This is a genomic window from Nocardioides ferulae, from assembly GCF_003660455.1.
In the GTDB taxonomy this organism is placed as follows: domain Bacteria; phylum Actinomycetota; class Actinomycetes; order Propionibacteriales; family Nocardioidaceae; genus Nocardioides; species Nocardioides ferulae.
Genome location: NZ_QZVR01000020.1, coordinates 83,091 through 105,617 on the forward strand (window position 1 = coordinate 83,091; position 22,527 = coordinate 105,617).

General features: G+C 71.4%; 22 protein-coding genes. 9 read left to right on the plus strand and 13 right to left on the minus strand.

What is annotated here, in order from left to right; genetic code table 11:
- Positions 1–146 precede the first annotated feature (146 nt).
- The gene (locus D6B71_RS18280; RefSeq protein WP_164519734.1) at positions 147–1,916 is read left to right on the plus strand and encodes an SLC13 family permease; all 1,770 of its coding nucleotides are present in this window, start codon (positions 147–149) and stop codon (positions 1,914–1,916) included.
- A 22-nt stretch (positions 1,917–1,938) separates the two neighbouring features.
- On the opposite strand, the gene D6B71_RS18285 is transcribed toward D6B71_RS18280, so the two are convergent.
- On the minus strand, positions 1,939–3,126 hold the full coding sequence (locus tag D6B71_RS18285; RefSeq protein ID WP_126688315.1) for a hypothetical protein: 1,188 nt from the start codon (positions 3,124–3,126) through the stop codon (positions 1,939–1,941).
- Positions 3,127–3,225: 99 nt separating this feature from the next.
- Positions 3,226–3,837, minus strand: coding sequence for a TetR/AcrR family transcriptional regulator (locus D6B71_RS18290; RefSeq protein ID WP_121257733.1), 612 nt, complete (start codon positions 3,835–3,837; stop codon positions 3,226–3,228).
- Positions 3,838–3,984: 147 nt separating this feature from the next.
- Between D6B71_RS18290 and D6B71_RS18295 the strand changes: the two genes are divergently transcribed.
- Complete coding sequence (locus D6B71_RS18295; RefSeq protein ID WP_121257735.1) at positions 3,985–5,223, plus strand: aminotransferase class III-fold pyridoxal phosphate-dependent enzyme; 1,239 nt, start codon at positions 3,985–3,987, stop codon at positions 5,221–5,223.
- Here the strand turns inward: D6B71_RS18295 and D6B71_RS18300 are convergent.
- Together D6B71_RS18300 and D6B71_RS18305 are read right to left on the minus strand one after the other, a co-directional pair.
- Positions 5,210–6,904 (minus strand): phytoene desaturase family protein, encoded by a 1,695-nt coding sequence (locus tag D6B71_RS18300; protein ID WP_121257737.1) that lies wholly within the window; start codon positions 6,902–6,904, stop codon positions 5,210–5,212. The genes D6B71_RS18295 and D6B71_RS18300 overlap by 14 nt on opposite strands.
- Positions 6,905–6,942: 38 nt before the next feature.
- Positions 6,943–7,593 carry a TetR/AcrR family transcriptional regulator gene (locus D6B71_RS18305; protein ID WP_121257739.1) on the minus strand — a complete coding sequence of 217 codons (651 nt, stop codon included), beginning with the start codon at positions 7,591–7,593 and terminating at the stop codon, positions 6,943–6,945.
- A 498-nt stretch (positions 7,594–8,091) separates the two neighbouring features.
- Here D6B71_RS18305 and D6B71_RS18310 point away from each other — a divergent pair, with 498 nt between their 5' ends.
- Positions 8,092–8,901, plus strand: coding sequence for a hypothetical protein (locus tag D6B71_RS18310; protein WP_121257741.1), 810 nt, complete (start codon positions 8,092–8,094; stop codon positions 8,899–8,901).
- A gap of 112 nt (positions 8,902–9,013) precedes the next feature.
- On the plus strand, positions 9,014–9,658 hold the full coding sequence (locus D6B71_RS18315) for a hypothetical protein (RefSeq protein ID WP_121257742.1): 645 nt from the start codon (positions 9,014–9,016) through the stop codon (positions 9,656–9,658).
- Here D6B71_RS18315 and D6B71_RS18320 read toward each other — a convergent pair.
- From D6B71_RS18320 to D6B71_RS18330, 3 genes are all read right to left on the minus strand, one after another.
- Complete coding sequence (locus tag D6B71_RS18320; RefSeq protein WP_121257818.1) at positions 9,648–10,529, minus strand: RNA polymerase sigma-70 factor; 882 nt, start codon at positions 10,527–10,529, stop codon at positions 9,648–9,650. The two genes, D6B71_RS18315 and D6B71_RS18320, sit on opposite strands and share 11 nt — an antisense overlap.
- A gap of 2 nt (positions 10,530–10,531) precedes the next feature.
- The gene (locus tag D6B71_RS18325; protein ID WP_121257744.1) at positions 10,532–11,116 is read right to left on the minus strand and encodes a carboxymuconolactone decarboxylase family protein; all 585 of its coding nucleotides are present in this window, start codon (positions 11,114–11,116) and stop codon (positions 10,532–10,534) included.
- Between the two features lie 71 nt (positions 11,117–11,187).
- Complete coding sequence (locus D6B71_RS18330) at positions 11,188–11,796, minus strand: VOC family protein (RefSeq protein WP_121257820.1); 609 nt, start codon at positions 11,794–11,796, stop codon at positions 11,188–11,190.
- Between the two features lie 148 nt (positions 11,797–11,944).
- Between D6B71_RS18330 and D6B71_RS18335 the strand changes: the two genes are divergently transcribed.
- A complete protein-coding gene (locus D6B71_RS18335; protein ID WP_121257747.1) occupies positions 11,945–12,667 on the plus strand; it encodes a response regulator transcription factor in 723 nt (240 codons plus the stop codon).
- Entirely contained in the window at positions 12,667–14,100 is a 1,434-nt protein-coding gene (locus D6B71_RS18340; protein WP_121257749.1) for a sensor histidine kinase, read from the plus strand. Before D6B71_RS18335 ends, D6B71_RS18340 begins: the two co-directional genes overlap by 1 nt.
- Here D6B71_RS18340 and D6B71_RS18345 read toward each other — a convergent pair.
- From D6B71_RS18345 to D6B71_RS18355, 3 genes are read right to left on the minus strand one after another with little or no spacing between them, the layout of a single operon-like run.
- The gene (locus D6B71_RS18345) at positions 14,075–15,439 is read right to left on the minus strand and encodes a CotH kinase family protein (protein ID WP_121257751.1); all 1,365 of its coding nucleotides are present in this window, start codon (positions 15,437–15,439) and stop codon (positions 14,075–14,077) included. The genes D6B71_RS18340 and D6B71_RS18345 overlap by 26 nt on opposite strands.
- The gene (locus D6B71_RS18350; protein WP_206051846.1) at positions 15,436–16,236 is read right to left on the minus strand and encodes a polyphosphate polymerase domain-containing protein; all 801 of its coding nucleotides are present in this window, start codon (positions 16,234–16,236) and stop codon (positions 15,436–15,438) included. Before D6B71_RS18350 ends, D6B71_RS18345 begins: the two co-directional genes overlap by 4 nt.
- A complete protein-coding gene (locus tag D6B71_RS18355) occupies positions 16,233–16,835 on the minus strand; it encodes a DUF4956 domain-containing protein (protein ID WP_121257753.1) in 603 nt (200 codons plus the stop codon). The genes D6B71_RS18350 and D6B71_RS18355 overlap by 4 nt, the downstream gene beginning before the upstream one ends.
- A gap of 236 nt (positions 16,836–17,071) precedes the next feature.
- On the opposite strand from D6B71_RS18355, the gene D6B71_RS18360 reads away from it, so the two are divergent.
- Entirely contained in the window at positions 17,072–18,577 is a 1,506-nt protein-coding gene (locus D6B71_RS18360; RefSeq protein WP_121257755.1) for a carbohydrate-binding domain-containing protein, read from the plus strand.
- Between the two features lie 62 nt (positions 18,578–18,639).
- Positions 18,640–19,038 (plus strand): hypothetical protein, encoded by a 399-nt coding sequence (locus tag D6B71_RS18365; RefSeq protein ID WP_121257757.1) that lies wholly within the window; start codon positions 18,640–18,642, stop codon positions 19,036–19,038.
- A 35-nt stretch (positions 19,039–19,073) separates the two neighbouring features.
- On the opposite strand, the gene D6B71_RS18370 is transcribed toward D6B71_RS18365, so the two are convergent.
- The 3 genes from D6B71_RS18370 to D6B71_RS18380 form a co-directional block, all read right to left on the minus strand.
- Entirely contained in the window at positions 19,074–19,643 is a 570-nt protein-coding gene (locus tag D6B71_RS18370) for an NADPH-dependent FMN reductase (protein WP_121257759.1), read from the minus strand.
- Between the two features lie 88 nt (positions 19,644–19,731).
- Positions 19,732–20,370 (minus strand): cation efflux transmembrane domain-containing protein, encoded by a 639-nt coding sequence (locus D6B71_RS18375; protein ID WP_121257761.1) that lies wholly within the window; start codon positions 20,368–20,370, stop codon positions 19,732–19,734.
- 116 nt (positions 20,371–20,486) lie between these two features.
- Positions 20,487–20,855, minus strand: a complete 369-nt coding sequence (locus D6B71_RS18380; RefSeq protein WP_121257763.1) for a DUF1801 domain-containing protein — start codon at positions 20,853–20,855, stop codon at positions 20,487–20,489.
- Positions 20,856–21,281: 426 nt separating this feature from the next.
- Between D6B71_RS18380 and D6B71_RS18385 the strand changes: the two genes are divergently transcribed.
- Complete coding sequence (locus D6B71_RS18385; RefSeq protein ID WP_121257765.1) at positions 21,282–22,517, plus strand: DUF6880 family protein; 1,236 nt, start codon at positions 21,282–21,284, stop codon at positions 22,515–22,517.
- Positions 22,518–22,527 lie beyond the last annotated feature (10 nt).

The following is a 22,527-nucleotide window of genomic DNA, read 5'->3' on the forward strand; positions in this document are numbered from 1 at the left end:
GGCGCCGCCGAGCGGCCGGACTCGGACGGGACTCATGACCGCCCGGTGTCCGCCCGAGCACGGTTCCATGCCGGCGCCGCGCTACCGTGACCCGGCCAGTCCTGGAGGTGCCCCGCCGCCAGCCCGAACTTCTGGAGCGTCCGATCGTGTCTGCCGATGCCTGGATCACGCTCGGCGTGATCCTCGCCGTCCTCGCTCTGTTGGTCCGCGGGCGGGTGGCCCCGGCCGTCGTCGTGTTCGGCGGCGCGGTGGCCGTGCTGGTGCTCGGCGTGATCGAGGCCGACCAGGCGTTCTCCGGGTTCTCGAACTCCGCGCCGATCACGGTCGCCGCCCTCTACGTGCTGGCCGCGGGCATCGAGAAGACGGGGGCGCTCACCCCGGTGATGCAGAGCACGCTCGGCGAGCGCGGCTTCTACCGACGGCCGCTGCTCCGCACGCTGGTGCCCACCGCGGGGGCCTCGGCGTTCCTGAACAACACCCCCATCGTGGCGATGCTGATCCCGCAGGTGACCACCTGGGCCAACCGCCGAGGCATGGCCGTGTCGAAGCTGTTGATGCCGGTGTCGTTCGCCGCCGTGCTCGGCGGCCTGATCACCGTGATCGGCACCTCGACCAACCTCGTGGTCTCCGGCCAGATGGACAGCCTCGGCCTGCGCGAGATCGGCTTCTTCGAGATCGGCCTGCTCGGACTCCCGATCGCCGTGGTCGGGCTGGTGGCGGTGATCGCCCTGGCCCCCCGGGTGCTGCCCGACCGCCGCTCGGCCCGCACCGAGATGGAGGAGGCCGGCCGGCGCTTCAGCGTCGAGATGATCGTCGAGCCCGGCGGGCCCGTCGACGGCAGGACCGTGGAGGAGGCGAGGCTGCGCAACCTGTCCGGGCTCTTCCTCGCCTCGGTGGACCGCGGCGACACCACGATCGCGCCGGTGCGTCCCGAGACCGTGCTGCGCGGCGGCAACCGCCTGCACTTCGTCGGACCGATCGACCGGGTGGTCGAGCTGCAGGAGATGCGCGGCCTGCGGTCGGCGGAGCTGGAGCACGTGCTCGACCTCGACGACCCGTCGGTGAGCTACTACGAGGCCGTCGTCGGGTCGCGCTCGCCGTTGGTCGGGAGGAACCTGAAGGACGTCGGGTTCCGCTCCGCCTACCTGGCGGCCGTGCTCGGCATCCACCGCTCCGGACATCTGCTGGAGGGCCGGATCGGCACCGAGACCATCCACGTGGGCGACACCCTGATCCTGGTCTCCGACTCCGGGTTCCGGGAGCGGTGGCGCGACCGGGCCGACTTCCTGCTGGTCGCCCCGCTCGACGGCACTCCGCCGGTGACCACGTCGCGGGCCTGGGTGCCGGTCACCCTGCTGCTCGCGGTGGTCGTCCTGGCCGCGACCGGCCTGGTCCCGATCCTCGAGGGCTCCCTGGTCGCAGCGATCCTGCTCGTGGGCTTCCGGGTGCTCTCGCCGATCGAGGCGCGCCGGGCGATCGACATCGAGGTCATCGTCGTCATCGCCTCCGCGTTCGGGCTGGCGGCCGCGATGCAGGAGTCCGGGCTGGCCTCCAGCGTCGCCACCGGACTGGTCGACCTGTTCGGCGACTTCGGCGATCACGGGGTGCTGCTCGGACTCGTGCTCGCCACGATCGTGCTCACCGAGCTGGTGACCAACAACGCCGCCGCGCTGCTGATGCTGCCGATCGCCGTCTCCGCGGCGGAGGCGACCGGGCTGGACCCGCGCGGCGCCGCCATCGCGGTCGCCGTGGCCGCCTCGGCGTCGTTCCTCTCGCCGATCGGCTACCAGACGAACATGATGGTCTACGGCCCCGGTGGCTACCGGTTCACCGACTACGCCCGGCTCGGCTGGGTGCTGACGCTCACCGTGCTGGTGCTGACGGTGGCCCTGGTCCCGATGCTCTGGCCTGCCTGATTCGAAAGGCGGGCCCCGCATCTCACCCTCGGGTGGCGGTGAAGTCCAGGTCGGCGAAGCAGCGGTCGGGGCCGGAGTAGCTGAAGTGGCCCTTGGTGACCTTGCCGCCGGCGATCCGGAACCGCAGCGTCGACACGTAGTTGGAGCCCTTGTCACGTGCGTCGACGATGCCGTTGCGGGGGATCTTCGTGCTCGGGAAGTCATACATGTTCCACGAGGTGGTCGGCAGGTCCGGGTAGCCGCCGCAGCTGGTCAGTGCCTGGCCGCGCCAGCCGACCACGCGCCCCTTCCTCACCCGGAAGGTCACGTCGTTGTCGCTCGAGTAGCGGCCGGCCCGGGGCTTGGCGGGCGGGCGCACGGGGACCACCGCGAGCGTCCTGCTGGCACGCGCACCCGACCCGGACACCGTCACCGCGACCTTGGACCGGCGCTTGGCCTGGAGCGTGATCGGCACCTGGACCCGCACCTCGTCCGCCTTCGGCACGGTGCCCACCTTGACGCGCGGGGCCTTGATCCGCTTGCCCGTGACGCGCAGCACCACTCCCTTCGCCTCCACGTCGCTGGTGTTCCGTACGGTCACCGTGTGCTTGGTGCTCACTCCGGGCACCAGTCGCAGCCGCTTCTGCTTGCTCCCGAGCAGTTCCACCGCTCCGACGGCTAGCTTCGGCTTCGCGTAGTGGTCGGTCAGTCGGTCGATCATCACGTCGAAGTCGTCCGGCCCACCCAGGTAGGCCGGCCCGACCCGGGCCACCACGCAGTCCCAGGAGCCGTTCGGCGGCTCCTCGACGGCCTGCATCTCATAGACCGCGTCGTCATCGGGGCTGGTGGTCTCGGTCAGGACGGCCGAGATCTCGCAGCTGGCTCCGGACTGCTGCCCGAGGCCGATCTGCAGGTGGTCGCCCTCCTCCTCCGGTTCGGCCTTGAGCGTGATCGAGCCCTTGATCGTGGCGCTCGACGAGCCGGCCGGATGGGTCACCACCACCCGGGCCCGTTCGATCTGCCGGTACGCCGGGGTCCCCGCGGCGGGCATCCCGGCGACGCTCTCGGTCAGCGTCGCCGTCTGCTTGACGAGCACCGCTGCTGTTGCCGGAGCACCGCCGGCCAGCGTGGGCAGGACCGACACGGCGAGCACGGCCGCCGTTCCCACCGCGATCCGTGGCCGGCGGCGAGTGCGCTGCGCCGAGCCTGAGCGATCCGCCATCCACGTCATCGCGAGACCCCTTCCGAGAACGGCTCAGCACCCTAGCAACGGTCGGGGCGGTCGAGAAGGCCTCCGAGCCGCGCCGCCGTTCGCTGCGGCGCGGGCGCCTCAACCGGTCGGTCCGGCTCCCCGCGCGCCGAGCCGTCCCAGGAGTCGCTCCACCAGCAGCAACTGATGTTCGGGACCGACCCGCTCGGGGTCGATGATCGCCTGGATCGACACGGAGTCGATCAGTGCCATCACCTCGTCGGCGACCAGCTCGGGGTCCTCGTCGGGTGCGATCTCCCCGTCCTCCTGGGCCTGCTCGACGAAGGCCGCCCAGAGCCAGCGGGCGTCGGCGTTGGACTTGCTGCGGATCTCGCGCAGGTGGTCGCTGGCGACCGCGCGGCCGAGGAAGCTGACGTCGACCTGGGCCTCGAGGAACCTCTCCGCGTCGAGCGGGAGCGCCTCGAGCATCGCCCGGCGCAGCGCGTCGACGCCGGTGCGGTCCGCGGTGGCGGCCATGATCCGGTCCCGGGCCTGGGCGAAGGCGAGCCGGTGGGCGGAGACGAGGATGTCGTCCTTGTCCTTGAAGTAGTGCGCCAACACCCCGTAGGAGTAGCCGGCCTCCTCGGCGATCCGGCGCACGGTGGTGGCCTCGAGCCCGACCCGGCCGATGACCCTCCAGGTGGCGTCCAGCACCTCGCGTCGTCGCTCGTCGTGGTCGACGATCTTCGGCATCGGTCTGCTCCTGTCCTGCTCCGGCGAACGCTACCGCGCTCTCCGGGGACTCCTGCCCGGGGCACCGGATTCCGGAGATCGGTTGACAGTCCCGTGGGGCCGTTGTTTTATGACAGACATCCGATATAAAAGCATGCAGGAGGCGCCATGTCGTCGCTCACCACGCCGTCCACCCGCAACGACCTGGCACTCCGCGCTCGCGCGGAGAAGGTCATCCCCGGCGGCATGTACGGCCACATGGCGGTCAACGCGCTGGTGCCGCCCGCCTACCCGCAGTTCTGGTCGCGGGTCGACGGCGCCTACGGGTGGGACGTCGACGACAACCGCTACATCGACTTCATGTGCGCCTTCGGGCCGATGGTGCTCGGCTACCACAACCGGGTCGTGCAGGCGGCCGCCCGGAAGCAGGCCGAGCTCGGAGACACCATGACCGGCCCGTCGGCCCTGATGGTCGAGTTCGCCGAACTGCTCGTCGCGACCATCCCGCACGCCGAGTGGGCGATCTTCGCCAAGAACGGGACCGACGCCACCTCCACCGCGGTGCGCGTCGCCCGGGCGGCCACCGGCAAGACGAAGTTCCTCAAGGCGACCCCGGCGTACCACGGGGCCAACGACTGGTTCACCCCCATCCCCACCGGCGTGGTCGAGAGCGAGCGCGCCAACATCGTCTACTTCGACTACAACGACCCCGCCTCGCTCGAGCAGGCCGTCAGCGCCCACGCGGGCGACATCGCCGCGATCCTCGTGACCCCGTTCCAGCACGACTCGTTCATTCCGCAGGAGAGCGTCACCCCCGCCTTCGCCCGGCGGGCCCGCGAGCTCGCGACGCAGGAGGGCGCCGCGCTGGTCCTCGACGAGGTACGCAGCGGACTGCGCATCGACGTCCGTGGCGCCTGGGAGCAGCTGGGGGTCCGCCCGGACCTGACCGCCTACTCGAAGGCGCTCGCGAACGGGCACCCGATCTCGGCGCTCGTGGGCGTCGACGGCCTGCGCGACGCGGCCTCCCACATCTATGTCACCGGGAGCTTCTGGTACTCGGCGGTGCCGATGGCCGCCGGGATCGCGACGTTGACCCATGCCGTGGAGATCGACGCGCCCGGCGTCATCGGTTCGGCCGGGCGACGGTTCAAGGACGGGCTGGAGGCCCAGGGTGTCGCGGCCGGCCTCCCGCTGCGGCTCACCGGCCCCGTCCAGCTGCCGCACCTCAGCTTCGCCGACGACCCGGAGCTGAAGAAGGCGTTCGCCTTCACCGACGCCGCCATCCGGCACGGCGTCCTGCTGCATCCGTGGCACAACATGTTCGTCTCGACGGCCCACACCGACGACGTGGTCGACGACGCGCTGGCCCGCACGGAGCGGGCGTTCGCCGAGCTCAGCGTGGAGTAGGGCGGCGGCGCACCGGACGGCGGATCGCGGACCCCGGCTTCGAGGCCAGCAGCGGGTCCCAGTCGTCGGTGATCTCGGTCAGCCTCGACTCGTCGACGAAGACCGCGCCGTCCTTGACCTCCTGCTCCAGGTCGCGGCCCAGGATCGTGCCCGCGGCCTTCATGCCTCCCCAGATGGTGGCGTTGATGCCGAACATGTGCTCGGTGCTGGCGCCGGCGAGGAAGAGGCCCGGGATGTGGGTGGTGACGCGCGGCCGGAACGGGCCGAGGTTCTTGACCAGCGGGGCGATGCCGTAGCAGGAGCCGTCGCTGGTCAGCGTGAACCGCTCCTGGGTCATCGGCGTGGACGCCTCGCAGAACACCATGCGCTCGCGCAGGTCCGGGATCATCAGCGAGGCGGTGTCGAGCACCCGATCGGTGAGCTCGTCCTTGAGCCGGCGGTACTCCTCGTCCCGGCCGTACTCGGCGCCCTCCATCGGATCGCCGGCGACGTTCCAGAACGCGTGCTCCTTCGGCGCCCAGCTGACCAGCTCGAGCGTCGAGTAGCCGGGCGGCGCGGAGTGCGTGCCGTGCGGATCCTTCGCCGTCGGACAGCTGATGCCGACCGGCATCTGCTCGGGGCAGCGGCCGGCCGCGACCTCGCGGTAGTAGCCGTCGACGTCGTTGTTGGGCCAGACCCACGCCAGCGGCGGGGTGTCGCGCTCGCGCAGGTCGACGTCGAGCGCCACGTAGACGGCGAACATCGGCTGGGTCATCTCGAGGTTCGCCAGGCGGCGGCGCAGCCTCCGGGTCAGGTGCTCGTCACCGACGAGGTCGGTCCAGGTCAGCTTGTAGTCGCCGGCCGCCACGACGGTCTCGGAGCGGAACTCCTCGCCGTTGCGCAGCCGCACGCCGACGGCTCGACCGTCCTCGATGAGGATCTTCTCGACGCGGGCCTTGGTGCGGACCGTGCCGCCGTGCGACACGACGACGTCGGTCAGGTGCGCTCCGATCACCTGGCCGCCGCCGCGGGGGTAGTACGCGCCGTCCTGCAGGTAGTGGTGCAGCAGGCCGCCGTGCATCACCGCAGGGGTCCGGTGCGGGGGCCAGGTGTAGTCGCCGTTCTCGGCGAGGATCACCGCCTGGACGTCGGCGCTGAGACCGCACGCGTCCATCAGCTTCGTGATCGGGCGCAGACCCCAGCGCAGCAGCATCCACGGCTTGCGGCGGGGCTCCTCCCCCGCGGAGACGATGCGCAGGATGCGCACACATCGACGGATCCCCGCCTCCTCGTCCGGGAACGCCGCGATCAGCCGCTCGAGGTAGGTGTCCCAGCCGGTGGGCGTGTGGAACGTAGTGCCCGGGATCATGATCCGGCAGTGCCCGTCCGGGTTCTGCCGCAGCCACTTGATGCGCTCGGTCAGCGCCAGCCCGGAGAGCGCGGTCTGCATCCGCCCGCCGGGGCCGCACTCGCCGACGTAGTGGGTGCCGACGTCGAACTCGAACTTGTTGCCGGCCCGCCGGAAGACCTGGGTGCTGCCGCCCACCACCTGGTTCGCCTCGAGCACCAGCACCCGCTTGCCGTTGGCCGCGAGGTACGCCGCGCAGCTGAGCCCGCCGGGGCCGGCACCCACCACCACGGCGTCCCAGGTCTCGGGCTCGACGGACGGGCTCGAGGTCGCGGGAGCAGTGGACTGCGTCATGGCGGGTCGCTTTCGACGGGGATATCTAGAGTCGGACTCTAGTTCACGATGAGGCCGTCGAGAAGCGTCAGCCCGGCCTCGATCACCGCCTGCTCCACGCCCTGCGGCGACACCGCGAGCGCGTCGCGGCGCAACGCCAGTGCAGCGACGCCGTTCCAGGCGCCGAAGAGGAAGTAGGACATCAGCTCGGGGTCGACCGGCCGGATGGCGCCGGCCTCGACGGCGTCACGGATGCTCTGCTCGAACTCCCCTCGCAGCTGGCTGAACCGGACGACGACCTCTTCCTCGACGGGCGCGCGGGGACCGCGCTCCCCCGTGACGGTCAGGTACTTCACCACCGCCGGGTGGTCCAGGAGGAGCCGCAGGTAGGCCGCGCCCGCCCCGGCGAACCGCTCCAACGGAGAGGTCTCCGCCGCGAACGCCGTCCGGAGCGCGTCGGTGGCCACGGCGAGCACCCGCTCGGTGACCGCCGCGAGCAGTGCGTCTTTGGTGCCGAAGTGCACGTAGACCGAGGCGGGCGAGACCCCCGCCTCGGCGGCGACGTCGTCGATCCGGATCTCCTCGGGCGCGCGCTGTGACAGCAGCCGCTCCGTCGCGTCGAGCAGCAGCGCGCGGGTGCGCTCCCTGCGGCGCGAGCCGCGGGCGGCGGGGCCGGCTGCCGGCGCGGCGGACTCCTCGGGGTCGCTCACGCCGACACCCTAGGCCCGACTGCCCGGCAGAGCCCGGAGTCCGCGGGCCCGCCGCGCGACAGCATCGCCGGCCGGCCGGCCCACCCCGGGGCTGAACCGGCTCAAGAGATCGACTCGAGGACGCCGCGGTCAGGTCGCCTGCCTCACAGACGAGCACATGCTCGCAGGAGCGGGCCGCGTACCACCTGAGTACGACCTCTAGAGGCGGTCGAGGTGTTCGGCGACGTGCGCGCCGAGGTAGGGGATGGTGAACCGGACGTACCCGCGTCGCGCAGGCTCGATGTTCCCGGCCACGATCAGGCGGGGGCGAGACTGGGCGATGTATGCCTGTTGCGCCCGAGCCGGGCCGCCACGTCGGCCGTCGACGACTCCCGTGGATCCGCCCCGGGACTCGACGATCAAGCCCGCCGTGGTGGTCGAGTCGGCCAGGCCTCAAGCCCGCCGCGATCTCTGCGAACAACCCTTGTTCCGAACACGTGTTCGAACTAAACTAGCCCCATGCCCACCAGCCAGCACCCCGAACCGCACGAGATCACCGATCTCGACGCGCGGGCGACGCTGGCCGCCACCACCGAGACGATGATGGCCCGCCGCGCCGCCGAAGTCACCGAAATGCGACTCGCCGCCCACTGGGCCACCCTGCACGGTGAGCCGGTCCGCGAAGCGGTCGGTGAGCTCGCGGGGCTGGTGGACCCGATGACCCAACCCGGCGGCGACGGCACGCCTGAGGTCCGCGAGGCCTGCATCGCCGAGCTCGGCATGGCCCGCCACACCCACGCCGCCACCGCTCGGGCGTTGATCGCCGACACCCTCGACCTCCAACACCGCCTCCCCAACACCTGGGCCGTCGTGGAGCGACTGGCCGCCGAGCCCTGGGTCGCCCGCCGGGCCGCGGTCATGACCCGCAACCTCGACCGGGACAAGATGTCGCTGGTCGACCAGGCCGTCGCGCGTGCGATCGGCAAGGTGGCCCCCGGCAAGGTCTTCGACCTGACCGCCGCCAAGATCATCGAGGCCGATCCCGAAGCCCACACCCAGCGGCGTGAACGCGCCCGTCACGAGCGCTACGTCAAGCTCTCCAAGACCGACGAGCACGGCTTCCGCCACATCATCGCCAAGGTCACCGCCGGCGACGCCGTCTGGGTCGACGCGCTCGTCGACCGGGTCGCCGACATCCTGGCGCTGGAGCACGGCCACAACCCAGCGGCCACCAATCCGCGACCCGCGCTGACCCGTCCGCTTTCGGTCGGGGGAGCGCAGCGGAGGAGACCGAAACTGACGGGTCAGGGCACGCCCAGCAACCGGTGAGATACCCGCCGGACGGTAACCAACCGGGGGGCTCTGCGACCGCCCGCTGCCCTCTCGCCCCGCGGGCCGCCCCGCCTACGCGCCAGCGCACCTCGACGCCACCCTCGACCGATTGAAGAAGCTGTCCACCCGGCAGCTGGCCTCGCTGCGGCCGCGGGGGAAGGTGTTCGTCCACCTCCACCAAGCCGCCCTGCAGAGGCAGGCCGGGATCGCCCGCGTCGAAGGCCTCGGCCCGATGCTCGCCCAGTGCCTCGTCGAACTCCTCGGCCACGCCGACGTGCGCCTCCAGCCGGTCCTCGACCTCGCCACCCGCCCGAGGGTCGACGCCTACGAGCACCCCGAGAGGCTCAAGGACCACACCTGGCTGCTGGCCGGCGGCGACGTCTTCCCCTACGCCACCGCCGCCACCCGTGACCAGACCGACGCCGACCACATCGTCGCCTACCAGCCCCCCGACCAAGGCGGCCCACCAGGCCAGACGGGCCCCCACAACGCCGCACCGCTACGGCGAAGACATCATCGCTGGAAGACCCACGGCGGCTACCGCGGCCGCGCCGCCGGCCCCGGCCGCTACCTCTGGCAGACCCCCCACGGACTGGCGTTCCTCGTCGACGACCAAGGCACCCACCCGCTCACCGACGCCGAGGCCGACCTCATCCTCACCGCACCGGTCGGCCTCGACATCCACCCCGAGTCCACCACCGGCGTCCACCTCGACCTGCGGCTCGACTGGCCACCTGATCGCCTCAGCGACTGATCGTCGCCTCGACGTCGATCCGCGTGAGCTTGGCAGGGTTGCGGACGGCATAGATCCGGCTGATCCGACCCTGCTCCATCACGAAGCTGATCGCCGTGTCGTAGCCGTCGTCGGTGCCCACGACCCGGGCGCCGGGTGCGCCGTTGAGCAGCACCGGCCGGATCTCGGCGGTCGGGGCGAAGCGGCTGAACGGGCGCAGCAGGTTGGCGACCTTCTTGGCACCCACCACGGGGTTCCGGACCGCCTGCGCGATGCCTCCCCCGTCGGCCACGAGCACGACGTCGGGGGCCAGCACGTCGAGCAGACCCTGCAGATCCCCCTCGGTCACCGCCCCCAGGAACCGCTCGACGACGGCCTGCTGCTCGCCACGGCCGACCTCCATCCGAGGGCGCCGCGCCGCGACGTGCGCCCGCGCCCGATGACCGATCTGCCGGACGGCGGCCGGAGACTTGCCGACCACGTCGGCGATCTCGTCGTACGGCGTATCGAACACCTCGCGCAACACGAACACCGCGCGCTCGGTGGGGCTCAGCGTCTCGAGCACCGTGAGCATCGCGATCGACACGCTCTCGGCGAGCTCGACATCGTCGGCGACGTCCGGAGCGGTGAGCAGTGGCTCGGGCAGCCACTCACCGACGTACTCCTCCCGCCGACGCGCGTTCGCGCGGATCCGGTCGAGCGCCTTGCGGGTCACCATCCGCACCAGGAACGCCCGCGGGTCCCGCACCTCGGTGCGCGCGGCGTCACCGATCGTGTCCCACCGCAGCCAGGTGTCCTGGACGACGTCCTCGGCATCGGCGGCCGAGCCGAGCATCTCGTAGGCGACGGTGAAGAGGAGCCTGCGGTGGGCGACGAAGGGGTCCTCGGCCACGGTCACGACCCTACGGCGGTGGGCTCGGCCAGCGGCTTGAGGCCGCAGGCCGCGGCGAAGCCGTCCGACTCGATGCCGAGCGCCACGTTCGGGCGCGTGGTGAAGTTCGCGAAGCCGATCACCGCCGTGAGCTCCACCAGAGCCGCCTCACCGAGGTGGGTCCGAAGCGAGGCCACCATCTCGTCGGTCACCGTCGGCGGAGTGGCCGTCATCGCCTCGGAGTAGGCCAACACCTCGCGCTCGAGCGGCGAGAAGACGCGCGACTCCCGCCAGCGCGGCACCTCGCGCGCCTTGTCCATGTCGAGGTTCCGGTTGTGCGCCTCGAAGTAGTTGAAGTCCAGGCACCAGCTGCAGCCGACCTGGGCGGCGACGGCCATGTGCGCGAGGGACTTGAGCTGCTCGTCGCAGGTGTCCCACTTCTTCACCCTTCCCCCGACTCCGGCCATGCTCATCAGCACCTTCTGGTTGTGCCACATGACGCCGAGCGAGCTCGGCACCTGGCCCAGCGTCCGCTTGGCGAACCGCTTGATCAGCATCCCCTTCAGTCCGGTGATCTCGGCGGCAGGGATGCGTGGCGTTCCGGTCATGTCGTCCTCCTGTCTCGTGGCTACGACATCGAGACGACGGCCGGCGCCGAGTTGTGACAGCCGAAGCCGAGTTAGCCCACGCCGTCCGTCGTCTCCCACACGAACCCGTCGGGATCGGTGAACGCGCCGGCGTCGCCGACGATGGTGATCCCGTGCGACCCACTCCCCGCAGCGTCGACGCCGGCGTTCTTGGCGGCCGCACGCCGGGGCTGGACGGCGAGCTTGATGCCCGCCGTCTCGAACTCGGCGTACTTGCCGCCGAAGCTCTTGCCGACCTCGAGCCCGTGCTCGGTGTAGAACTGCTTGCTCGCCTTGACGTCGTCGACGCCGAGCAGCAGCACCAGGTCGTCGAAGGCCAGGTCCGGCTCCCCGTTGTTCTTCTTCGACGAGGACGCCACGGTCCAGGCGCTGCCGTCCGGTGCGCGGAACGAGCCGCCGTAGCCCCACAGGCTCTTCGCGGGCTGCTTGAGCACCTCGGCCCCGGCCTTCGCAGCGGCGGCGACGAAGGCGTCCACGGTGGCCGGCCGGCTCACCACCAGCGACAGGGTGAAGCCCCGGAAGCCGCTGCTTGGCGCGCCGGCGGGTCGCAGCCGGACCCGGTCCCTGAGCCCGAGCGCGGCATAGAAGGCTTCGGCGGTGGCCGGGTCGGTGGTGTCGAGGATGACCGAGGTGATGTCCATGGCGTCCACGCTAGGGAGGAGTCGGGCGCCGACGCTTCTCGATTCCTGACCGTCCTGAGCGACTGGGCCCCGCCGGCGCCGGGAAGTCTTGCTCGCCGCAGGGCCGGCGCACAGGAAGCTCACAGGTAGCCTCGGCAAGGTGGCGCCCATGGCACATGCTCCAGCGCTGACCCGCGCCGACGGCTCGCCCCTGCGGTTGCTGGTCGTCGACGACGAGGTCAATCTCGCCGAGCTGATCGCCATGGCGCTGCGCTACGAGGGGTGGCAGGTCTCCATGGCCCACACCGGGTCGCGTGCGGTCGCGCTCGCGAAGGAGCAGCGTCCCGACGCGGTGGTGCTCGACATCATGCTCCCCGACTTCGACGGGCTGGAGGTGCTGCGTCGCATCCGCGCGAACGACCCCGACCTCCCCGTGCTGTTCCTCACCGCCCGGGACGCGGTCGAGGACCGCATCGCCGGCCTGACCGCAGGTGGCGACGACTACGTCACGAAGCCGTTCTCGCTGGAGGAGGTCGTAGCCCGGCTACGGGCGCTGATGCGCCGGGCAGGGGCCCACCAGGAGGCATCGTCCTCGGTGCTCACCGTCGGCGACCTCACCCTCGACGAGGACAGCCACGAGGTGTTCCGAGATGGCGCTGAGATCTCGCTGACGGCGACGGAGTTCGAGCTGCTGCGGTTCCTCATGCGCAACCCCCGCCGGGTGCTCTCCAAGGCGCAGATCCTGGACCGGGTGTGGAACTACGACTTCGGCGGACAGGCCAACGTCGTCGAGCTCTACATCTCCTACCTGCGCAAGAAGATCGACGCAGGACGCCAGCCGATGATCCACACCATGCGTGGCGCCGGCTACGTGCTCAAGCCGGCCACCTGATGGGGCTCACCCACCGCCTCCGTCACCGGCCGGTCACCCTCACCGCGCGGCTGGTCGCGGTCGTGGTGCTGCTGGTGGTCTTCGCCGCCGCGGCCATCGGCGTCGCGACCACCGTGGCGATGCGGCAGAACCTCGACCAGCGGCTCGACGCCGACGTCCACGACACGATGCGGTTCGCCCTCGGGCCCGGACTGCTGCGCCCGCCCGGCGAGCCCGACGACTTCGGGCCGGGCGAGCCGTTCGGCACCCTGCGCGCCGTGCTCCTCGACGACGGGGACGCGGGGGGCCAGGTGCTCGACGAAGAGCAGGACGGCGCCGGCTCCACTTCGACCGCCCTCGACGAGCGCCAGCTCGACGCCCTCGCCGACCTGCGCGCCTCCACCGACCCGCAGACCGTCGACGTGCCGGGCCTGGGCTCCTACCGCGTGCTCGTCACCGAGCTCGACGGGGGCCGGGTCGTCGCCGGCCTGCCGAGGACCGAGGTCGAGCAGACGATCGCGGACCTGGTCTGGCTCGAGGTCCTCGCCACCATCGTCGGCGTCCTGGCGGCCGCCACCGCCGGCGCCTTCGTCGTACGCCGCCAGCTCGCCCCGCTGCGCGACATGGCCGGGACGGCGCACCGGGTCGCCGAGCTGCCCCTGGCCACCGGGGAGATCGCCCTCGACGAGCGGGTGCCGGCCCGGCTCACCGACGACCGCACCGAGGTGGGTCAGGTGGGCAACGCCCTGAACACCCTCCTCGACCACGTCGAGTCCTCCCTGACCGCCCGGCACCGCAGCGAGCAGCAGGTGCGGCAGTTCGTCGCCGACGCCTCCCACGAGCTGCGTACGCCGCTGGCGACGATCGCGGGCTACTCCGAGCTCGCTCGGCGCCACCCCGACGACGAGGCCGCGCTGCGCACCGCCCTGGCCAAGGTCGAGGAGGAGTCGAGCCGGATGACCTCGCTGGTCGAGGACCTCCTGCTGCTGGCCCGTCTCGACGCCGGACGCCCGCTCGCGGCGGAGACGGTCGACCTGACCAGCCTGCTGCTCGAAGCCGTGGCGGACGCCCGAGTCCTGGCTCCGGAGCACCGGTGGCGACTGGACCTGCCCGACCACGCCCTGGAGGTGCGCGGCGACGAGCGGCGCCTGCACCAGGTGGTCACCAACCTGCTCACGAACGCGCGCAAGCACACCCCGCCCGGCACAACGGTCACCGTCAGGGCCGACTCCTCCGGCTTCAGCGTCCACGACGACGGCCCCGGGTTCGCCCCGGAGCTCGCCGGACAGGCCTTCGAACGGTTCACCCGCGGTGACCGAGCCCGGCACCGCGAAGGAGGTGCCGGGCTGGGTCTCGCGCTGGTGGAGGCGATCGTCGGCGCCCTCGGCGGAACGGTCGGCCTGGACAGCCGCCCGGGCGACACCACGGTCACGGTGTGTCTGCAGCCGCGGTGACAGCGTCGGCGACCACCTCACGGATGCCCTCGGCTTCCTCGTTCACGGTCCCGGGGTCCACCAGGTCGTCGGCCTGGCTCGTGAGCAGATCCACCCACCGGTCGATCACGTCGTCGGCGATGCCACCGGCGTAGAGCCTCTCGACGAGGTCGCTCTTGGCCTCCTCGACGAGGTCGGCCCACTCCTCCACGGCGGTGAACCGTTCGACCAGCACGTTGGTCCGCCCACCGAAGCCCCCGGCACCCGGATGCTCCCCGCGGGATCCCGGTTCCGGCATCCCTTCGGGCGGCTCGGGCATCCCCTCCGGCAGCTCACCGGACGGTGGGCCTCCCATCCCGGCGCCTCCACCGGGCCCGGCACCGAAGGCCAGGTTGTGGTCCCACGCCACGACGGTGAAGCCGCCCGTCTCGGCGTCGTACCGCAGGTAGGAGTTGTTGCCCGGGCCGTCGATGTCGTCGAAGTTGTCGATGACCTCCTCGAACGCGAGATAGCGGGCGAACGCCGCGACGTCGAGCCGCTGAGGGAGGTCGTCGCGGAACGTCTCGTCGCTGCTGTTGTTGAGGAAGTCGAGGAAGTCGATGAGCGGCTCGAGGTCGTCCTCGCCGGTCTCCTGGTCGAAGACGTCGGTATAGGCCTCGGGGTCGTCGCCGCGCCAGGACCAGTCGCCCTCCGCCTCGGACTTGTAGAGGAGACCGGCGCTGCTGAAGTTCTCTGCCTCCCAGGCCTCGTCCAGGGCCTGCACGAGCAGCCGCAGCCGCGGCGTGCCGCCGTTGACCGAGAACGACGTGGCGACCGCGTGCTCGCTCGCGAGGCCGGCCTCGGCCAGCAGGTCGAGCGCGACCGCCTCGTTGAGCGCGGTCTCGGTGGTGTTCGAGCGCACCACGAAGTCGGTCGACCCGTCGAGCTGCTGGCCGTCGACGAACTCGTCCAGCCGCACCAGCCAGGGCAGGTCCGCGGGGTCGGCGTCCTCCTCGACGCCCCGCAGCGACGAGTTGCCCTTCAGCCGCAGCCCGGCACGCTCGAAGGTGCTCCCGTCGAGGGTGACGGTGGCCTCGATCCACTCCTTCTCCCCCGACTCCTGGTAGGTGTCGATCATCGCGGCGACGACGTCGTCGTCGACGTCCACCGCCAGGTCGTGCACGGTGCCGGCGTCCCAGACGCCGGTCCCGTCGCCGACCTGCCGCGCGGCTGTCGTGACGTCGCCGGTCGAGGTCGAGCCCCCCGACGAGCCGGTCGAGCAGGCGCCCAGGGCGAGCACGGCCGCGGCCGCGAGGGCAGCGACTCGCCGCGGGTGACGATGCGGGTGGCGACGCTGGTGGTGAGGAGGACGGGTGGTCATGCGGCTGCTCCTTCGTGGATGCGGAGGGTGGCGGCGAGGTGGCGGCTGGTCACCCGGTGCCACCGGTTGGCCGGGAGGCCCGGGGTGAGCACCGCCAGCCCGGTGCCGTACTTGGAGATCCGGACCGGCCGGTGTCCGAGCTGCCACAGCCGGCGGTCCAGCGGACCGGCCGACCCGGGAGGCGACTTGGTCTCCACCACCAGGACGTCGCCAGCACGCGCGCGGCCGGACGCCGACGTCCAGGTGAGGCCGGTGTCGATCGTGGCGCGGCCGGTGCCGCCGGGGAGCAGCAGCGTGGTCCGCAGGTAGCCGGTGCGCAGCGTGGCGACGAGGCCGCCCGGGTCGACGCCGCTCACGCCGGCCGCGGCCAGCCGGTCGCCCACCCAGGCACAGGCGGAGCCCGGGGTGACCTCGTCACGGTGGGACGCGTCGTAGAGAGCTCGCTCCTTGACGGTGACGGCACGCGCGCCGCGGGTCTTGACCTCCAGCCAGCACTCGCCGGAGTCGGCGTAGAGCCGGGTGCGGACCTTCCACCGGCGGCGGCGCGGGTGCGCCGTGGCGGCCCAGCTGTCCAGGTCGGTGGTGTCGAAGTAGGTCGACTCGTAGTGGGAGCCGCGGCGGCCCGCGATCTCCAGAACCCGCAGTCCCGGGATGTCAGCGACCAGCGGCGCCAGGGTCTCGACCGGGACGACGTACTTCCGGTCGGTGCGGGTCAGCAGCGCGGCGGCATCGTTCAGCGCCTGCAGGTCGACGCCGGGCAGGCCGGCCAGCGCCTCCATCTCGGCGGCCCCGCTCACCGGAGCACCAGGGCGTCGGGGGCGCCAGACTCGGAGGCGGAGACGGCGGGAGGTCGCGCGGCACGGGCGTAGCGGACGTCGACGGTGGTGGAGTCGTTGACCAGGTCGACGCGCAGCGGGACGGCCCGGTGGACCCGGGCGGCCAGGACCACCTCGAGCCGTTCGCGGAGGGCGGCCTCGTCGGTGATGGCCGAGTCGAGGACGACGATCTGCTGCCGGGCGCCACGCTGGAGCACGCCGCTGTCGGCGACCGCGACGACCACGACGAGCAGGCCCATCAACGAGACCGCGAGCCGCGGGTCGCCGGCGCCGAGGCCACCGAGAAGCCCCAGGGCCAGCGAGGCGAAGTAGTAGGCGATCTCGTGCTGGCCGAGCTCGGCCGAGCGCAGCCGGATGATCGAGAGGACCCCGAAGAGGCCCAGCCCCAGACCGATCGTGGCGGCGCTGGTGGACAGCGCCACGGTGACCGCGAGGACCCCGACGTTGACCGCGACGAATGCGGTAACGAGATCGCTGCGGCGATGCCGTGGGAAGTAGACGCCCAGGGCGAGAACGAGGACGGCGGCGAGGTCCGCGCCGGCGAGCAGATAGGTGGTCATGCGAGTGGTTCCTCCGGTTCGCAGGGTGTGCACCGAAGGTTCACGTCCGCGTCTGTCGCCCGGCTTCCGCATCGCTGTGACGAGCCTGTGAAGCCCGGCGCAGGTCGCCCCACCCGGGAGACAGAGCGCTCACAGGTGGCACACAAGCCGGGCCCACGTCGCCGACAGGTGACCTCGCCACCATCGGGCTCATCGGCCGCGGACCGCGGCACCCGAACCCGACGAAAGGCCGCACCATGCGACTCCCCACCCGTGGGGCCCGGCTCCGCCGGATCCTCGGCGGCGCCCTGGCCACCGCCCTCCTCGCCGGCTGCGGCACCTCCTTGGCCGGCGGCAGCGACTCCACGGACACCGGCGTGGCGAGTGTCTCCGGCGCGACGACGGTGACCGAGGCGCTCGCCGACAACCTCGAGGTGGAGGCCGGCGACACGGCGTACGACGAGTCCGCGGCCGTCGACGTCACCCTCTCGGGCGCCTCGGCCACGTCCGGGAGCGACGCGGTCACCAGCGAGGACGGCACCGTCACCATCACCGGCGCCGGCAGCTACCGGCTCAGCGGCGAACTGTCCGGCCAGGTCGTCGTGGACAGCGCCGACGACGGCGTGGTGCGGCTGGTCCTCGACGACGCGACGATCACCTCGACGACCACCGCGGCGATCCACGTCGTCGACGCCGCGTCGGTGGTGATCGTGCTCGCCGAGGGCAGCAGCAACGCGCTCACCGACGCGTCGGCCTACGAGGACACCTCCGAGGAGGCGCCCACCGGTGCGCTCTACTCCACCGCCGACCTCACCATCGGCGGCACCGGCTCGCTGACCGTCACCGGCAACACCAACAACGGCATCGTCGGCAAGGACGGCCTGGTCATCAGCGGCGGAACCATCGAGGTCGCCTCGGTCGACGACGGCATCGTCGGCAAGGACTACCTCGCCGTCTCCGGAGGGGACGTCACGGTCGACGCCGCGGACGACGGGCTGAAGTCGGACAACACCGCCGACGAGGGGGCCGGGTTCGTGCTCGTCTCGGGCGGAAGTCTCACCGTCAGCTCGCGCGACGACGCAATCAAGGGCGTCCAGGTGCTCGTCTCCGGCGGGACCGTCGACGTCACCGGCTCCAACGAGGCGATGGAGGGGTCGCTGATCGTCATCGACGGCGGTGACCTCGAGCTGCACTCCGCCGACGACGGCGTCAACGTGGCGTCGTCCGACGACAGCGCCGCCACCGACGGCGTCGCCGGCGGCCGACCCGGCGGCGGTTCGATGGCGGCCGACGCCTCCCTCAGCCTGGTCGTCAACGGCGGCACCCTCGAGGTGTGGGCGAGCGGTGACGGGCTGGACTCCAACGGCAACGCCACCATCACCGGTGGCGACATCACCGTCTTCGGCCCCACCACCGACGGCAACGGCGCCCTCGACGTCAACGGGGTCCTCGAGATCACCGGCGGGACGCTGCTGGCGTCCGGCAGCGCCGGGATGCTGGTCGCTCCGTCCGGTGACTCCGCCCAGGGGTGGATCGCCACCGCTCTCACGGCGGTCGCCGCGGCCGACTCGGAGGTCGTCGTCTCCGACGCCGGCGGCGACGAGCTGGCGGCGTACTCGATCGAGAAGGACTTCGCCTCGGTCGTCTTCTCCTCCCCCGACATCGAGTCGGGAGAGACCTACACCATCTCCGTCGGCGACAGCGAGACCTCGGTCATCGCGGGCGAGCCTCCGGCCGGCGGCCGAGGACCGATGGGCGGCTGACCCTGCCGCACCACCCGCCTGTACCTGCATCCACCCGCAACCTCCACCACGAAGGAACGAGCATGAGCACGCACCACGACGAGACGACCGCCACCGAGACCGGCGCAGAGACCACCCCTAGCTCCGCCGATCGGCCGCGTGGCTGGCGACGGTTGGCCCTGCGCGGGCGGCGGGCGATCGCCGCCGGCATCGTGGCCGGCAGCCTGGCGATCGGCGGCCTGGGCTTCGGGGCCGGGTACGCCGTCGCCGACCGGGACGCCGGCCAGGCGGACCCGACCCAGCAGACGCCGCCCTTCGACCGCTTCGGCGCACCCGGCGAGCGGGGTGGGCCGATGGGCGGGCAGATGGACGGGCAGGGCGAGGACGACGGGTCCTCGGGCCAGGCGCCCGACTACGACGGCGACGGCCAGCCCGACGACACCGGCTCCGAGACCGGAGAGAGCTCGGCCCAGCAGGGCTGACTCGCGGGCCCCCGGCTGACCTGCTCCTCGGCCGGTCAGTTGCGCGGGATGACCGTGAGCACCCGCTCGACGTGGGTGCGGAACTCCTGCATGAAGCCGCGCAGGAACGTCGCGGTCTCGTCGTCGGTGACGTCGCCGGACTCGGCGAAGACCTCGGGACGGAAGTGGATGTAGGCCTCGGGCGCGGTCATCTGCCGCGCGTTGCAGAAGCTCAGCACCGCCCGCAGGCTCTGCTGCGCCACGGCGGTGCCGATCTGCCCGATCGAGGCACCGATCACCGCGGCGGGCATGTGGTCGAAGGAGTTCTGCCCCCACGGTCGTGAGGCCCAGTCGATCGCGTTCTTCAGTGCGCCGGGGATCGACCGGTTGTACTCCGGGGTGACGAAGAGGACCGCGTCACAGGATGCCAGCGTGTCCTTGAGCGCCTGCGCCTCGGGCGGGTAGGCGCTGTCGTGGTCGGGGCTGTAGAGCGGCAGGTTCCCGATCGGGAGCTCGGTGAACTCGAGATCGTCGGGGGCGAGCTTGATCAGCGCCTTGCTGAGGGTGCGGTTGATGGAGGTCGACGACAGGCTGCCGACGAAGTATCCGACGCGATAGGTGCTCATGGTGGCTCCTCGTCTCTCGTGGTTCCGGTCTCTGGCCGGTGCCCGATGCGCCGGAGTCTGAACCGGGTCCCGCGCCGGGAGGCTGCGCTCAGTCGATCGACTCGCCGGCGAGAGCCTTGGCCGCGAGCCGCTCCTCCTCGCTCACCTCCCAGACCTCCCGGGCCGCGTGCAGCGCGAGCAGGATGATCAGGGTGCCCAGGACCAGGTCGGGCCACCCCGATCCGGTGGCCGCGGTGACCAGCGCCATGACGATGATCGCCACGTTGACGAGCACGTCGTTGCGGGCGGAGAGGAACGCCGCCCGGCTCAGCGATCCCCCGTGGTGGCGCACCCGGACCAGCAGCCACGCGCTCGTGCCGTTGACCGCGATCGCGCCGAGCGAGGCCCAGACGATCGGTGCTACGTCGGGGGCGGTGGGGTCGGTGAATCGCTGCACCGCCTCGACGGCCGCCAACGTGGCGGGCCCCAGGATCACCAGCGCCATCGCCTTGCCGATCATGGCCCGCTTGGCCAGTGGCCAGCCCAGGGCGACCAGGATCAACAGGTTGACGGCGGTGTCCTCCAGGAAGTCGACGCTGTCGGCCAGCAGGGCCACCGAGCCGGCGACGAGGGCGACCGCGAACTCCACGAAGAAGTAGCCGAAGTTCAGCAGCGCGACGATCGCGACGACGCGACGCAGCCGTCGCGGATCGCGCTCGAGACTCCCCGGAAGATCCTCACGCGTCATGCGGCCATCCTGCCGGGCCGTGCCGGGCCTGCCTCTGGGGCCCGGCATCGGCGAGGCCGCGTTGGACAACGCACGGCTCCCCCGCTCGGGCACTCCCTGACCGGGGCGCGTGGACGTCAGCTGGGTTCAGCGTCGTCGACCACCGAGCGGACGATCTCCGCGATGCGGCTCTCGGTGACGTCGTCCACCGACTCGAAGTACCACGCGGCCGGCATCAGCTGGCCGTCCGCTCCGCCTGCGGCCCGGAACGCGGCCTTCTCGGTGATCGCCAGGTTCAACCGCTCGTTGTTGCGCAGCGTGATCAACGCGGGCGTGCTCGCCGACTTCGCATAGGCCGGCATCCCGTACCAGATGCGTGGCTTGAGCGAAGGCGCCGCGGCCATGATGACCTCGTGCACGCGCTGCATCGTCGAGCGCGCCGGCTCGTCCATCTTGGCGATCTTGTCGGTCACCTGCGTCAGGTTCTTCTCGTCCTTCGACGACATGTCATGTCCTCTCGTCAGCCGATGTCGGTGCACCGGTGCGATGAAGTCGGCGCATCGGTGCGCCGCACCCCATCCGGACATGTCCTGAGCTGTCAGGCCTCTCCGCGATGATTCACGTGGCTCTCCACGTGGAAGCGCGTTGGTGGCGAACCACCGCGGTCAGACTAACGGAGTCGGCCCGATCGGGCCATCGACAAGGCACCCTCAGTTGGTCGCGGGCCCTCCCCGCGGACCTCGGAAGATGTCAAGCAGGCTGAGACACGTCTCGTTACGCGGTCTGTATGTGGAAGGAAATCAGGAGGCGGCGGGAACGGGACGGGCGGAGGTCATGGGAGTCAGGAAGAAGACGATGAGGGAGGAGACGAGCAGGACGAGGTTGAGCATGAAGATGCGGGAGGCGAGGGTGGACGACGGGCGGACGAGAGAATGGTGGGCGTGAGCACCCTGGCCGACGCCGTACTGCCGCTGATCCGCACGCGGTCCGACCTCTACCGATACAGCGCCGCCAACGCGCACGGCCGAGACATGCACGAGGCTGTCGACATCCTGGAGGCCGCGATCCCGACGACAGATCCGGCCGAGATCTACGCGGTTACTCACAAGGCGCTCGCGTCGTCGCTGAAGGTGATCGCGCGTGCGGACGATTCCGCGGGCATCATCGGAGACGCCTGTCGTCGGTTGTTGGAACTGCACCCGCGGGCGGCTGCCGCGGCCGGGACGCCGGTCGGGAAGCTGATCGACTGGATGATGAAGTTCCAGTTCGATGACGACGAGGTCGACTACTTCGAGCTCGACCCGATGGCGTACGCGCCGGCCCTCGGCGAGGTCGGCATGGCGTCGTACCGGAAGCGGCTGGCCGAAGTCGAGGCGAAGCTCGGCCCGCGGCCCGCCGATCGGTGGCAGTCCGGCCACTCCCATGAATGGTTCACCCTGGACTGGAATGCCCAGAGGCTCGCGGTCTTCGACCACGACATCGACGCCATCATCCGCACCCATGCCAAGGACAGGAAGGTCGCGGCGTGGCTGGAGGACACCGCCGAGGCGCTCGAGGAGATCGGTGAGATCGATCTCGCCATCGACTGGGCGAAGCAGGCGACCGACTTCGACCGTGGGCACCAGTCGCTCAAGGCGGCGGACTATTGGTGCGGGCTGCTGGAGGCGCATCGGCCGGCCGAGGCGCTCGACGCGCGGCTCTCGGTGTTCCGCAAGTGGCCCTCGTCGACCTCGGCGGCGCGGCTGCACAAGGCGGCGGGCAAGTCCTGGCCGGCCTATCGCGACGAGGTCGTGGCGACTCTCGCAGCGAGTCCGCGGGACGCGGTCCTGTTCGCACTGCTCACCTTGAAGGAGCCGGAGTTCGCGTGGAACCTCGCGCACTCGCTGGCGCTCGACAGCGACCACACGTGGAGCGAGCTGGTGAAGGCGTACGAGAGGATCGACCCGATCGCCACGCTGCCGATCCACCAGCGGCTCGTCGAGAACGAGCTGGTCGAGGCCGGCGCCCAGCACTACCGGCTGGCAGCGCGGAGACTGGCCAAGATGCGGAAGCTCAGTGCCGGGTCCGAGAAGTCGGCGGAGGTCAACGACCTGATCGCGGACCTGCGCGAGATCCATCGGCGTCGCCCGCGGTTGCAGCAGGAGTTCGACCGGGCGGGACTGCCCTGAGCTGCGCCGC